Genomic DNA, 13,270 nt, shown 5'->3' on the forward strand with positions numbered 1-13,270 from the left:
CTCACCCTCGAAATGGTCACCGACGAAGAACGCGACTACATGTACACCGAATACGCCAAAGACCCCCGCATGAAAGCCAACATCGGCATCCGCCGCCGCCTGGCCCCCCTCCTGGACAACGACCGCAACCAACTCGAACTCTTCACCGCCCTCCTGCTCTCCCTCCCCGGCTCACCCGTCCTCTACTACGGCGACGAAATCGGCATGGGCGACAACATCTGGCTCGGCGACCGCGACGCCGTCCGCACCCCCATGCAATGGACCCCCGACCGCAACGCCGGCTTCTCCCACTGCGACCCCGCCCGCCTCTACCTCCCCGTCATCATGGACCCCATCTACGGCTACCAGGCCGTCAACGTCGAAGCCCAGGCCAACAACTCCGGAAGCCTCCTGCACTGGACCCGCAAAATGATCGAGATCCGCCAACGCCACCCCGTCTTCGGCGTCGGCTCCTACGTCGAACTCTCCGCCTCCAACCCCTCCGTCCTCGCCTTCACCCGCGAGATCAACGGCGGCGACGCGAACCAGTGGGGCGGTATGGACACCGTCCTCTGCGTGAACAACCTTTCCCGTTTCCCGCAGCCGGTGGAACTCGACCTGCGGCGTTTCCGGGGCTCCGCGCCGATCGAGTGCATGGGCGGCGTCCAGTTCCCGGCGATCGGCGACCTGCCCTATCTGCTGACGCTTCCCGGGCACGGCTTCTACTGGTTCCTGCTCCCGCCGGCGCCCGCAGAATACGAACCGAGTGAAGGAGTGATGTAACCGTGCCGCCGCCCGACCATTCCCTCGTTCGGCTCCTGTCCGACTGGCTGCCCAGGCAGCGGTGGTTCGGCGGCAAGGACGTCCCCATCGACGAGCTGTCCATCGGCACCGCCACCGAACTGCGCTCCGGCGACCCCGCCCTGCACCACCTCGTCCTCGACGTCCGCCAGGACGGCGTCACCGAGCACTACCAGGTGCTCCTCGGCGTCCGCGGCGAGCTGCCCGAGCGGCTGGGGGCCTGCGCGATCGGGCGGACGGCAGGCGAGCCGCCGATCAGCGGGCAGGTCTACGACGCCGCCCACGACCCGGACCTCACCGGGATCCTGCTCGACTTCATGGCGAACGAGACGGCCGTCGGGCCGCTGCAGTTCCGCCGCGCGCCCGGGACGGGCATCCGCACGGACGTCGAGGGCCTGCCGATCTCGGCCGAGCAGAGCAACACCTCGCTCATCTACGGCGACGCCTACATCTGCAAGCTGTTCCGGCGCCTCTCCCCCGGCGTGAACCCCGACCTGGAGGTCAACCTCGCCCTGTCCCGTGCCGGCTGCGAGCACGTTCCGGCCGTGCACGGCTGGATCGAACTCGACCCCGGCGCCCCGGGCGCGGAACCCATCACCCTCGCGCTGCTGTCGGAGTTCCTGCGCACCGGGACGGACGCCTGGCAGCTCGCCCTCACCAGCGCCCGCGACTGGTTCGCGCAGTTCTCGCCGCCCGGCCCGGCCACCGCGTCCGCGACGGACGACGCGGGATCGGCCGGCGGCGACTTCGCGGCCGAGGCCGAACGGCTCGGCGCCGCCACCGCGCAGGTGCACCGCGACCTCGCCCGCGCGTTCGGCGTGACGCAGACGCCGCCCGAGGTGCTGCGCGACATCGTCTTCGGGATGAACGTGCAGCTCGACCAGGTCACCGCCGCCGTCCCCGAGCTGCGCCCGCACGCGCACGCGATCCGCGAGGTGTTCGACCAGGTGGCGGCCGAGGCGACGGTGCTGCCCTTCCAGCGCGTCCACGGCGACCTGCACCTCGGCCAGGCCATGCGCACCGACACGGGCTGGGTGCTGCTGGACTTCGAGGGCGAGCCGGCCCGCGCCCCCGCCGAGCGCCGCGCCCTCGCGCACCCGCTGCGGGACGTCGCCGGGATGCTGCGCTCCTTCGAGTACGCGGCGCGGTTCCTGCTCGTGCGGGAGGGCGGGCTGCCCGCCGAGAGCGCCGACGCGCTGGAACTGCGCGCCCAGGCGTGGGCGGAACGGAACCGGGCGGCGTTCTGCGCCGGCTACGCGGCGGCAGGCGGGCCCGACCCGGCCGCGCACGCGACGCTGGTGCGGGCGTTCGAGCTGGACAAGGCGGTCTACGAGGTGCGGTACGAGGCGGGCAACCGGCCCTCCTGGCTGCCCGTCCCGCTGCGGTCCCTCGCCCGCCTCGCGAGCTGACCCGCGTCCCGCCCGCTCAGAGGTCGATGGAGTAGTCCAGGACGACGCGGTCGGCGGGCAGCACGATCTCGCGGCACACCTCCATGACGCCGTCGCGCGCCAGCAACCGGCGGGTGATGCCGAGGACCGGCACGCCGCGGCTCATCCGGAGGGTCTCGGCCTCCTCGGGGGTCGGCATGCGGGACCGGACGGCCTCCTCCACCCGGATGGGCGGGTGCCCGAGATAGGCCAGCTGCGCGAGCGTCCCGCCCGGCCACGGTTCGCGCGCCGGGTCGCAGACGGGCGTGTCGCCGACGAGGTCCCACGGCAGGTAGTTGACGGAGATCTGCTGCGGCTCGCCGCGCGCGTAGAAGACGAAGCGGCGGCGCAGCAGGTCGGCGCCGGTCGGCAGCTCGAACAGCCCGCCGAGCTCGTCGTCCGCCCGCACCCGGGTGAACTCCTTGTCGAGCCGGTACTCCTCCCAGGTGATCTTCTGGTCGCGGGTGAACGTGGTCTCGGGAACCGCGAGGGGCCGGCTCACCGCGCGGTACCGGTCCATCGCGACGCGCCGCGCCGGGGGGATCACCTTGACGAGCGTGCCGCCGCCGCGGCGGGTCTCGACGAGCCCCTCCCCGCGCAGCAGCGCGACCGCCTGCCGGATGACGATCTCCGAGACGCCGTGGGTCTCGCACAGTTCCGCGATGGTCGGCAGCCGCGTTCCCGGCGGCAGGCTGCCGTCCCGGATCCCCTCCCGCAGCGTGTCGGCGATGCGCAGGTAGGCGGGACGGTCCGGCACCGGCGTCACCTCCCAACTCTGGTACCACCCGTTCGAACGGCGTTCGATCCTGGTCGGCCCCTCCGAGCCGTCCATGCCCTCGATGCGCTATCCGCGAGGGCACGGTCCGCTTACGGACAGCTTGACACCTCTTGGAGTGAGTATGACTTTTGTATACAGAAGAACGGCTTCTGGGAAGGGACGACCTTGATGGGTGACTTCGCCGCGTTGAAGGCGGCCATCGAGGCGGAGTTCCCGGGCTGGCAGGTGTGGCGCAGCGACGCGGGACGCTGGTACGCGACCCGCAGCGGCGACCTCACCGACGCCGAACTTCAGGCGGGATGTGCGATGACGGTGGCGGCGGACGACTCGCCGGGGCTGCGCCGGCTCCTCATCGGGCAGACGCCGGGCTGGAACGGGAACGGATGACGGGACGCCAAGGGGAACGGCGGGGCCCGGTCCGCAGGCGGGGGCGGACCGGGCCGGGCGCTCCGGTACGGCAGGTACCTGTGTCGCTGAGGTGACACAGGAATGGAGCCCAGGGGGGCGGGGTGGATGTCACCCCTGGGGCGAGGAAGACGTGGCCGCACGGGCGGCGCCATTCGGCGCGACCCCACGACGAAGAGTCGAGCCGCCCGTGCGGCCGCAATCACGATCATGAACGCGGAACTCGCGGAATCAGGCCCGCCCGCCATGTGAGACCGCCGCTTCTCGGGGCACCTCTACTGAGGCAAAGGCTCAGTGACGGGAGGCCTTGAGGACATGGCACGGGTGACGCGCGCGGAGATCGACCGGCTCGTCGGCGGCGACCATCACGATCCACACGGTGTCCTCGGGGCGCATCCGGGCAGGGACGGCGTGACGGTGCGGGCGCTGCGGCCGCTCGCCGACAGGGTCGAGGTCGTCCTGCCGAACGGGGACCGGCACGCGCTCCACCACTTCCACCAGGGCCTGTTCAAGGGCACGCTTCCCGCGGGGGCGTCCCTCGCGGGCGGCGACGCGAGGAAGGCGCCGCTGGCCGTCCCCGACTACCGGCTCGCCGTCACCTACGGGGACGGCGTCGAGACGATCCAGGACGACCCCTACCGGCACCTGCCGACGCTCGGCGAGCTCGATCTGCACCTGATCGGCGAGGGACGGCACGAGGAGCTGTGGCGGGCGCTCGGCGCGCGGGTCCGCTCCTACGCGTCCGCGTTCGGCACCGTGCGCGGGACGGCTTTCGCGGTGTGGGCGCCGACGGCGCGCGGCGTGCGCGTGGTCGGCGACTTCAACCACTGGGACGGCCGCGCCCATCCGATGCGGTCGCTCGGCTCCACCGGCATCTGGGAGCTGTTCGTCCCGGGCGTCGGCGATGACATGCGCTACAAGTACGAGATCCTCGGCGCGGACGGCGTGTGGCGCGCCAAGGCCGACCCGATGGCGCAGTGGACCGAGCATCCTCCGGCGACGGCGTCCCGCGTGTTCACCTCGTCCTACGAGTGGGCCGACGGCGAGTGGATGGACGCCCGCAAGGACCATGACTGGTTGCACGAACCCATGAGCGTGTACGAGGTGCATCTCGGGTCGTGGCGTCCTGGGCTCAGCTACAAGGAACTGGCCGAGGAACTCACCGACTACGTGCACGAGATGGGGTTCACGCACGTGGAACTGCTGCCGGTCGCGGAGCACCCCTACGGCCCGTCCTGGGGCTACCAGGTGACGTCCTACTACGCGCCGACGGCACGGTTCGGCAACCCGGACGACTTCCGCCATCTCATCGACCGCCTCCACCAGGCCGGTATCGGCGTCATCATGGACTGGGTGCCGGCCCACTTCCCCAAGGACGAGTGGGCGCTGGCCCGGTTCGACGGCACCGCCCTATACGAGCACGAGGATCCGACGCGCGGTGAGCACCCCGACTGGGGGACGCTCGTCTTCAACTTCGGGCGTGCCGAAGTCCGCAACTTCCTCGTGGCGAACGCGTCGTTCTGGCTGGAGGAGTTCCACATCGACGGCCTGCGCGTGGACGCCGTGGCCTCGATGCTGTACCTCGACTACTCGCGCAACGAGGGCGAGTGGTCGCCGAACATCTACGGCGGCCGGGAGAACCTGGAGGCCATCTCCTTCCTCCAGGAGATGAACGCGACGGTCTACAAGCGCAACCCCGGCGTCATGACGATCGCGGAGGAGTCGACGGCGTGGCCGGGAGTGTCCCGTCCGACCCATCTCGGCGGGCTCGGGTTCGGGTTCAAGTGGAACATGGGCTGGATGCACGACACGCTCGAATACCTGCGCCACGAGCCCGTGTTCCGGCACTACCACCACAACGAGATCACGTTCTCGCTGGTGTACGCGTTCTCGGAGAACTACGTCCTGCCGCTGTCGCACGACGAGGTCGTCCACGGCAAGGGGTCGCTGCTGAGCAAGATGCCGGGCGACGCCTGGCAGCAGTTCGCGGGGCTGCGCGCCCTGCTCGCCTACATGTGGTCGCATCCCGGCAAGCAGCTGCTGTTCATGGGGCAGGAGTTCGGGCAGGGCGCCGAGTGGGCGGAGGAACGCCCGCTGGACTGGTGGCTGCTCGACAACGCCGCAGAGGGCGCCAACCATCTCGGGCTGCAGAAGCTCGTCCGCGACCTGAACCGCGCCTACCGGGCCGAGCCCGCGCTGTGGACGCGCGACAGCGACCATGAGGGGTTCCGCTGGATCGACGGCAACGACGCGGGCGGCAACACCCTCTCCTACCTGCGCTACGGGACGCCCCTCACCGGGACCCACCACACCGAGACCCACGAGGACGGAGACGAGCCGCCGGTCGTCGCCTGCGTCGTCAACTTCGCCGGGAACCCGCACGAGGACTACCGGCTCGGCCTCCCCCGCGCGGGCGGCTGGCGCGAGGTCGTCAACACCGACGCCTACGAGTACGGCGGCAGCGGCGTCGGCAACATGGGCCGCGTCGAGGCGACCGGGGAACCGTGGCACGGCCTGCCCGCGTCCGCGGTGGTGCGCGTCCCGCCGCTGGGCGCGGTGTGGCTGGTGCCCGAATAGGGTGGGCGCATGCAGCGCCTGCACATCGTTCCCGGGCAGTTCGTGGTCGAGCACCTGCCGCAAGCGACGTTCCCCGAGGACGACGAGTGGATCGCGCTGGTGCGCGCCCCCGAGGGCCTCACCATCGTGCGGGACGCGTCGCCGTTCGCCGAGGTGGAGCGCTGGGTCGGCTTCTACGGCGAGGCGGGCCACGGGCTCGACACGCCCGGCATGCTGGCCGCGCTCGTGGGGCCGCTCGCGGACGCCGGGGTGCCGGTCTTCGTCGCGTCCACCTACCACGCCGACCTCGTCCTCGTGCCCGAGCACCGGCTGAAGGACGCGACGGCGGCGCTGCGCGGCGCCGGCCACCGCGTCGAGGACTAGAGAAAGACGACTAGAGGCGATCGAGGAGCCAGCGCGGGCCGGTGACGGCGGCGCCGGCCTCCTCGCAGCGGGCGCGCAGCTCGCGATCGGCCGTGACGACCAGGTGCGCGTGGTCGGGCCCGGCCCGCCGGACGAGGTCGACGATCTGGTCGTCGCCGCTGCCGGGCGCCGCCACGACCGCCACCCCGTCGGACGGCTCGTCCGCGACCGGCCGCGCCGCTCCCTCGACGACCATGACGACCTCGGGGAAGCAGCGGTCGAACGGGACGACTCCGCCGGGCAGGCCCTGCACGCCGCCGCCGAGGGCCTTCAGGTCGTCGCGGAGCCGCGCGTTGGCTCCTGCGCGGTCCTTCCACCAGCCGTCGGCGCGGGCGCCCACGACGTTCGCCGCGTCCACGACGAGGACGAGCCCCTTCATCGCGTCCTGCAGGCGGGGCCACGACCGCTCGAACGGCGCGAACAGCTTGCGGTCGGTGACCTCTTCCACCCGCACCCATTCCGCCCTGCGCGTCTCCCTGGACGCGGGGGCGACGGGGATGCGCTCGGACAGCGAGCCCATGACGGACGTGAACGACCAGCCGCCGTGGTCCTCGACGCTGGTGCCGTGCACGTTCACCACTCCGGTGTCGAGCGTGCACTCCTCGGAGGTCTCGCGGAGCGCGCCGGTGACGGCGTCCTCGTGGCTGTGCAGGGCGCCGCCGAACATGCCCCACGTCCCGCCGCCGAGCCCCCACCACGCGCGCTGCTGCAGCAGGATCCACACCTGGCCGCCGGCGTCGCGGTGGTAGGCCAGCAGGCCCGCGGCGCCGAACCGCCCCCAGTGCGTGTGGCCCTGGCCGCAGCCGGCCCAGCCGTCGCCGTCTCCCATGCGTCCGACGATAGCGCCGGACACCCGTGATGCACGGCACAGTGCCGCCCGGCCCGATCCCCGAATAAAATTCGGTAATTCCCGTGATCAAGGAGAGTCGAGTTGAGCGTCGAGGCGACCCCCGAGGCGGCCCTGCAGGAGGCCGCCGACCTGTGGAACCAGCTGTCCGGCGCCGATTTCATCCGGGCGATGATCGACAAGCGCCTGCCCGACTTCTCCGACATCAGCGAGTACATCGGGCAGGCCGTCACGTTCGCGGAGCCCGGCCGGGTGGAGATCGCGTGGTCGCCCGAGGACAAGCTCTGCAACCCCGGCGGCACCGTCCACGGCGGCTACATCGCGATGATCCTCGACAACGCGGTCTGCATGGCGGCGAGCAGCACGTGCGAGCACTTCATGCCGATGCTCACGCTCAACCTGAACGTGGACTACCTGCGCGGCGTCCAGTCCGGGCAGACGTACACGGTGACCGGGACGTGCCTGCACCCCGGCGGCACCCGCATGGTCTCCAACGCGCTCGTCACCGACGTGCGCGGCCGCCCGGTGGCGCAGGCGTCCGCGAGCGTGATCCCGAACAAGGCGTTCACCCGCTGACGTCCTCCCGCCGGAGCGCGCCCAGGCTCAGGACCCGGGAAGGGCCGGGGGCGACCGCATAGTCTGGTGCCATGTTGGATCCCGGCACAGTCGTCAACGTGTTCAAACAGGCCCGCGACCGGCGGACGGCCCCGCTGATCCTCGAACTGGACCTCACCGAGGGCATCGTGGAGACCGCGCCGTCCGACCCGGTCTCGGCGCTCCTGTCCATGCGCCGGACGAACCTGCGGGACGTCCTGGACGGGCTGCGCCGCGCCCGCTCCGACAGCCGGGTGCGCGCCCTCGTCGTGAAGATCACCGGCGGTATCGGGCTGGCGCTCGCCCAGGAGCTGCGCGACGCCGTCAAGGAGCTGCGGGACGCCGGCAAGCTCACCGTCGCGTGGGCCGAGACGTACGGCGAGGGCGGGCGCGGCACCGTCCCGTTCTACCTGGCCACCGGCTTCGACAAGGTCTACCTCCAGCCGACCGGCGAGGTGGGGCTGACCGGCGTCGCGATCGAGGAGCCGTTCTTCGCGGGCGCCCTGGAGAAGGCGGGCATCCAGCCCCGGTTCGCCAAGCGCTACGAGTACAAGACCATGGCGAACACGTTCATGGAGAAGACCTACACGCCCGAGCACCAGGAGTCGTCGCAGCGCCTCGTCGCCTCCCTCGGCGAGCAGATCGTCGCCGGGATCGCCGCCGCGCGCGGCCTGCCGCAGGACAGGGTCCGCGAACTCGTCGACCGCGGCCCGTTCCTCGCCGACGAGGCGCTTGAGGAGAGCCTGGTCGACCGCCTCGCCTACCGCGACGAGGTCTACGCCGACCTGCGCGAGGAGTTCGGCGAGGAGGCGCAGCTGCGCTACGTCTCCCGCTACAACCGCGCGCACGGCATCGCGGGACGCCTCCCGCAGCCCGGCAGGCAGGACGTCGTCGCGCTGATCAACGGGCATGGCCCGATCCGGCTCGGCCGCAGCGGGCGCGGCGGGCCGCTGCCGAACTCCGGCCCGGCGATGGGCTCGGACACGATCGGCGCCGCGTTCCGCGCCGCCGTCAAGGACGACCGGGTCAAGGCCATCGTGTTCCGCGTGAACAGCCCCGGCGGGTCCGCCGTCGCGTCCGACGCGATCTGGCGGGAGGTCGTCCTCGCCCGCCGCGCCGGCAAGCCCGTGATCGTCTCGATGGGCAACGTCGCCGCGTCCGGCGGCTATTACGTGTCGATGGCCGCGGACACGATCGTCGCGCAGCCCGGCACGCTCACCGGCTCGATCGGCGTCGTCGTCGGCAAGGCCGTCGTGAACGACCTGCTGGACCGCGTCGGCATCGGCCTCGGCGCCGTCGCCGACGGCGACCACGCCCGCATGCTGAGCGCCACCAAGGACTTCAGCGACTCCGAGTGGGAGCGGGTCAACGCGTCCCTCGACCGGATCTACGACGACTTCACCGCGAAGGTCGCCGAGGGCCGCGACCTGTCCCGCGAACGCGTCCACGAACTGGCCCGGGGCCGCGTCTGGACAGGCGCGGACGCCCGCGAGCGCGGCCTGGTCGACGAGCTCGGCGGCATCGACACGGCTCTCGACCTGGCCCGCAAGAAGTCCGGCCTCCCGGCCGACGCGCCGATCCGGACGTACCCGCACACCTCGCCGCTGGAGCGGCTCCGCCCGCCCGAGTCCAGCGAGGACCGCACCGCCGCGTCCGCCCGCTTCGACGGCTGGGGGTCGCTCGGCGGCCTCGCCGCCCGCCTCGGCCTGCCCGCCGCGGGCCCGCTCACCCTCCCGGGCACCTGGGAGATCCGCTGAACACCGACTTCGTCGAGGCCGTCGCGGGCTTCGCCACGGGCGTGGTGGTGCTGACCGTCCGCGACGGCCGCGACGACCTCGGCACGACGGTGACCTCGTTCATGTCGGTCTCCCTCGACCCGCCCATGGTGGTGGCGAGCGTGGCGACGTCCTCCTACCTTTCGGAGGTCCTGAACCGCCGCCCCCGCTGGGCCGCGACGATCCTGTCCTCGCCCCAGCGGGCCCTGGCCGGACGCTTCGCCGCCGAGGGCCGCCCCGGCGCCCGCATCCTGCTGGCCGCCGAACCCCATCACCGGGGCCCCCACTCGGACGCCCTGATCCTCGAAACCGGCATTTCCGCTGTGGAATGCGAAACCCGCCAGACCATGGAGGCAGGGGACCACACCCTCTTCGTAGCCGAAGTCCTCACCACGGACTACATAACCAGCGAGCGCACCCCCCTGGTGAGGGTCAACCGCCGTTATCTGCCGGTCTAGCCCTTGGGGAGGCGTTCCAGGAGGCCGCGCAGGTCGTCGGCGTGCTCTTCCTCCTGCGCCAGGATGCGTTCGAAGACGCGCTTGGTCGTCGGGTCACCGTCGCCGAGCCACTGGACGATCTCTGTGTAGGAGGCGATGGCGATCCGCTCGGCGACCAGATCCTCCTTGATCATCTCGACGAGGTCGAGGCTGGCGTCGTACTCGGCGTGGGCGCGGGTGGTGAGCGTGTCGGGCGAGAAGTCGGGGTCGCCGCCGAGCTGGACGATCCGCTCGGCGAGCATGTCGGCGTGCTGCTGCTCCTCAGCGGCGTGCTCCAGGAACTCGCTCGCGACGACCTCGGCATGGATGCCGGTGGCCGTGTAATAGTGGCGCTTGTAGCGCAGCGTGCAGACGATCTCGGTGGCCAGGGCCTCGTTGCACACCTGGATCACGCGTTCCACGTCCGCGCCGTACGCCTCGGTGATCGGTCCTTTCTCGATCTCCTTGCGGGCGCGTTCGCGCAGGGTCTCGATGTCCGTCAGGAACTCCGCCATGTGATGCCTCCACGTTCGACGACTGGCGGACATACCCGGCTCCTCGGGGCCCACACGGCCGGCGGGCTCCGCGGACCCCGCCGGGTAGCTCCGGCTGGTCGATGTGCGCGGTGTGTGCCGCCATCCCCTCGTCGTCTCAGGCGACCCGGCGGCCGGCCTTCCATACGGCGGCGGTCTGCGGGACGCCGGGGCGGTAGGCGAGGTGGATGCGGGACGGGGCGTCCAGGACGTGGACGTCGGCGCGGGCGCCGATGCCGAGGTGCCCGACGTCGGTTCGGCGGAGGGCGCGGGCGCCGCCGGCCGTGGCTGACCAGACGGCCTCGTCCGGGGTCATGCCCATGTCGCGGACGGCCACGGCGATGCAGAAGGCCATGCTGGAGCTGTAGCAGGAGCCCGGATTGCAGTCGGTGGCCAGGGCGACGGTCGCTCCCGTGTCCAGGAGGCGGCGGGCGTCGGGGTAGGGCTGGCGGGTGGAGAACTCGACGCCGGGCAGCAGGGTCGCGACCGTCTGGGACGAGGCCAAGGCGTCCACGTCGGCGTCGCTCAGGAACGTGCAATGGTCGGCGGACGCGGCGTCCAGTTCGACGGCGAGTTGCACGGCCGGGCCTTGGGTGAGCTGGTTCGCGTGGAGGCGGGCGCCCAGGCCCGCTTTCATGCCCGCTTGCAGGATCTCGCGGGCCTGGTCTGCGTCGAACGCGCCTTCCTCGCAGAAGACGTCCACCCAGCGGGCGTGCGGGGCGCAGGCGGCAAGCATGTCGGTCGCGGCGAGGTGCGCGTACGCGGCGGCGTCGTGCTCGTACTCGGTGGGGACGACGTGGGCCCCGAGGTAGGTGACCTCGTCCGCATGTTCGGCGGCGATGCGGACGGCGCGTTCCTCTTGCTCGACCGTGAGTCCGTAGCCGGATTTGCACTCGACGGCCGTCGTTCCTTGGCGCGCCATCTCGTCGATGAGACGTCGCAGGTTCGCGCGGAGGTCGTCGTCGGAGGCGGCGCGGGTGCGTTCGACGGTGGTCCGGATGCCGCCCGCCGCGTACTTCCGGCCGCTCATCCGGGCGGCGAACTCCTCGGCGCGCTCGCCGGCGAAGACCAGGTGGGCGTGGGAGTCCACGAAGCCGGGGAGGACGGCGCGTCCGGCGGCGTCGAAGGATTCGTCGGCGGCGGGCGCCCCGGCGGCGGGGCCCGTCCAGGCGACGGCGCCGCCGTCGATCATGAGGGCGGCGTCGCGGATGACGCCGAGGCCGTCGCCGGTGGCGGGGTCGTTGGTGACCAGCTCCCCGATGTTCGTGATGACCGTGCTCACGCAGGCTCCTCCCGGGTGGCGGCCGTGACGGCTTCGGTGAGTGCGGCGGCGACGTCGTCGACGAGCAGGTGGCGGCCGTCGTGGACGATCGGGCGGCCGGAGACGACCACGTGCCGCACGTCGGCGGCGGTGGCGGCGAAGATCGCGGCCTCGGCGGTGTGGCCGGGGGCGGCGCCGGCGGTGCGCACCGAGTCGAGGTCGACGGTGACCAGGTCGGCGTACGCGCCGGGTTCCAGGCGTCCGGCCTCGGGCCAGCCGAGCGCGTAGTGGCCGTTGGAGGTGGCGGCGGCGATCAGTTCCCCGGCCGTCCAGTGGCCGCGGGCATGGGTGCGGAGGCGTTCGTCCAGCTCGACGGCGCGTGCCTCCTCGAACATGTCGATGAAGGCGTGCTGGTCGGAGCCGAGGCAGATCAGGGATCCGGCGTCCGCCAGAGCGCGCGCGGGGCCGATGCCGTCGGCGAGGTCGCGTTCGGTGGTCGGGCACATGCACACGCCGGTCATCGTCGTCCCGAGGAGGTCGATGTCCTCGTCGGTGAGGTGCGTGGCGTGGACGGCGGTGGTGAGCGCGCCGAGTGCACCCGACTCGGCGAGCAGGCGGGCGGGGGTCATGTCGTAGGCGTCCAGGCACGCCTCGTTCTCGGCCGGCTGCTCGGACAGGTGGACGTGCAGCGGCGCGCGGTGCTCCTTCGCCCAGGCCGCGACTGCATGGAGTTGCTCGCGCGGCACCGCGCGGACGGAGTGGATCGCGGCGCCGACGCGGGCGTGCAGCCGGCCCGCCTTGTCCGTCTGCTCGTAGAGGGTGTCGACGCGACGCGCCCAGTTGCCGGCGGTGCCGTCGCCGAAGCGCAGCTGCGGGCCCTTCAGCGGGCGGCCGATGCCGCCGGTGAGGTAGCAGGTGTCGAGGAGGGTGATCCGGATTCCGGCGTCGGCCGCGGCGGCGATCAGCGCCTCGCCCATCGCGTTTGGGTCGGCGTAGGGCGCGCCGCCGGGCCTGTGGTGCAGGTAGTGGAACTCTCCGACGCAGCTGATCCCGGCGAGGGCCATCTCGGCGAACACGCCTCTGGCGAGGGCGCGGTACGACTCGGGGTCGAGCCGGTCGGCGACCCGGTACATCTGCTCCCGCCACGTCCAGAACGTGCCGGTGCGTTTCGCCCCCGGGGCCTCGCCCCATCCCCCGGCGGCCTGGACGCGGGAGCGGAGGGCGCGGTGGAAGGCGTGGGAGTGGGCGTCGGCGAGGCCCGGGAGGGTGAGGCCGGGCAGCCGCTGGGCGTGGGGGGCGGACGGGACGCCGGCCGCGATGCTCGTGATCCGCTCGCCGTCGGCCTCGATGAGCACGTCGGCCGCCACACCGTCACCGAGCCAGGCGAACTGCGCATGCCACTGCATACCGGATCC

At 72.0% G+C, this 13,270-nt stretch carries 13 protein-coding genes; 8 read left to right on the forward strand and 5 right to left on the reverse strand.

The features are described 5' to 3' along the window. Positions 1–762 (forward strand): alpha-glucosidase C-terminal domain-containing protein (locus SM418_RS00005; RefSeq protein WP_371938996.1); only part of this gene is annotated, 762 nt, incomplete at its 5' end. 2 nt (positions 763–764) lie between these two features. Continuing rightward, positions 765–2,189, forward strand: a complete 1,425-nt coding sequence (locus tag SM418_RS00010) for a maltokinase N-terminal cap-like domain-containing protein (protein WP_371938995.1) — start codon at positions 765–767, stop codon at positions 2,187–2,189. 16 nt (positions 2,190–2,205) lie between these two features. Here SM418_RS00010 and SM418_RS00015 read toward each other — a convergent pair whose 3' ends face one another. After that, positions 2,206–2,973, reverse strand: a complete 768-nt coding sequence (locus SM418_RS00015) for a GntR family transcriptional regulator (protein ID WP_371938994.1) — start codon at positions 2,971–2,973, stop codon at positions 2,206–2,208. A 180-nt stretch (positions 2,974–3,153) separates the two neighbouring features. On the opposite strand from SM418_RS00015, the gene SM418_RS00020 reads away from it, so the two are divergent. The 3 genes from SM418_RS00020 to SM418_RS00030 all read left to right on the forward strand — a co-directional run bounded on the left by SM418_RS00020 (position 3,154) and on the right by SM418_RS00030 (position 6,330). Further along, positions 3,154–3,372 carry a hypothetical protein gene (locus tag SM418_RS00020; RefSeq protein ID WP_371938993.1) on the forward strand — a complete coding sequence of 73 codons (219 nt, stop codon included), beginning with the start codon at positions 3,154–3,156 and terminating at the stop codon, positions 3,370–3,372. A gap of 333 nt (positions 3,373–3,705) precedes the next feature. After that, positions 3,706–5,967, forward strand: coding sequence for a 1,4-alpha-glucan branching protein GlgB (gene glgB / locus SM418_RS00025; RefSeq protein WP_371938992.1), 2,262 nt, complete (start codon positions 3,706–3,708; stop codon positions 5,965–5,967). 9 nt (positions 5,968–5,976) lie between these two features. Continuing rightward, positions 5,977–6,330 (forward strand): ACT domain-containing protein, encoded by a 354-nt coding sequence (locus SM418_RS00030; protein WP_371938991.1) that lies wholly within the window; start codon positions 5,977–5,979, stop codon positions 6,328–6,330. A 10-nt stretch (positions 6,331–6,340) separates the two neighbouring features. Here SM418_RS00030 and SM418_RS00035 read toward each other — a convergent pair whose 3' ends face one another. After that, the gene (locus tag SM418_RS00035; RefSeq protein WP_371938990.1) at positions 6,341–7,198 is read right to left on the reverse strand and encodes an NUDIX domain-containing protein; all 858 of its coding nucleotides are present in this window, start codon (positions 7,196–7,198) and stop codon (positions 6,341–6,343) included. A gap of 102 nt (positions 7,199–7,300) precedes the next feature. Here SM418_RS00035 and SM418_RS00040 point away from each other — a divergent pair, with 102 nt between their 5' ends. The 3 genes from SM418_RS00040 to SM418_RS00050 all read left to right on the forward strand — a co-directional run bounded on the left by SM418_RS00040 (position 7,301) and on the right by SM418_RS00050 (position 10,043). Next, positions 7,301–7,792 (forward strand): PaaI family thioesterase, encoded by a 492-nt coding sequence (locus tag SM418_RS00040; RefSeq protein ID WP_371938989.1) that lies wholly within the window; start codon positions 7,301–7,303, stop codon positions 7,790–7,792. 71 nt (positions 7,793–7,863) lie between these two features. Beyond that, a complete protein-coding gene (gene sppA, locus SM418_RS00045; RefSeq protein ID WP_371938988.1) occupies positions 7,864–9,567 on the forward strand; it encodes a signal peptide peptidase SppA in 1,704 nt (567 codons plus the stop codon). Further along, a complete protein-coding gene (locus SM418_RS00050) occupies positions 9,564–10,043 on the forward strand; it encodes a flavin reductase family protein (RefSeq protein ID WP_371966041.1) in 480 nt (159 codons plus the stop codon). The genes sppA and SM418_RS00050 overlap by 4 nt, the downstream gene beginning before the upstream one ends. Here SM418_RS00050 and SM418_RS00055 read toward each other — a convergent pair. From SM418_RS00055 to SM418_RS00065, 3 genes are all read right to left on the reverse strand, one after another. Next, complete coding sequence (locus SM418_RS00055; protein ID WP_371938987.1) at positions 10,040–10,576, reverse strand: ferritin-like domain-containing protein; 537 nt, start codon at positions 10,574–10,576, stop codon at positions 10,040–10,042. The two genes, SM418_RS00050 and SM418_RS00055, sit on opposite strands and share 4 nt — an antisense overlap. A 136-nt stretch (positions 10,577–10,712) precedes the next feature. Further along, the gene (hutI, locus tag SM418_RS00060; RefSeq protein WP_371938986.1) at positions 10,713–11,876 is read right to left on the reverse strand and encodes an imidazolonepropionase; all 1,164 of its coding nucleotides are present in this window, start codon (positions 11,874–11,876) and stop codon (positions 10,713–10,715) included. After that, on the reverse strand, positions 11,873–13,261 hold the full coding sequence (locus tag SM418_RS00065; RefSeq protein WP_371938985.1) for a formimidoylglutamate deiminase: 1,389 nt from the start codon (positions 13,259–13,261) through the stop codon (positions 11,873–11,875). Before SM418_RS00065 ends, hutI begins: the two co-directional genes overlap by 4 nt. Between the last annotated feature and the right edge of the window lie 9 nt (positions 13,262–13,270).

It is taken from the genome of Actinomadura chokoriensis (genome assembly GCF_041463665.1).
Lineage (GTDB): Bacteria > Actinomycetota > Actinomycetes > Streptosporangiales > Streptosporangiaceae > Spirillospora > Spirillospora chokoriensis_A.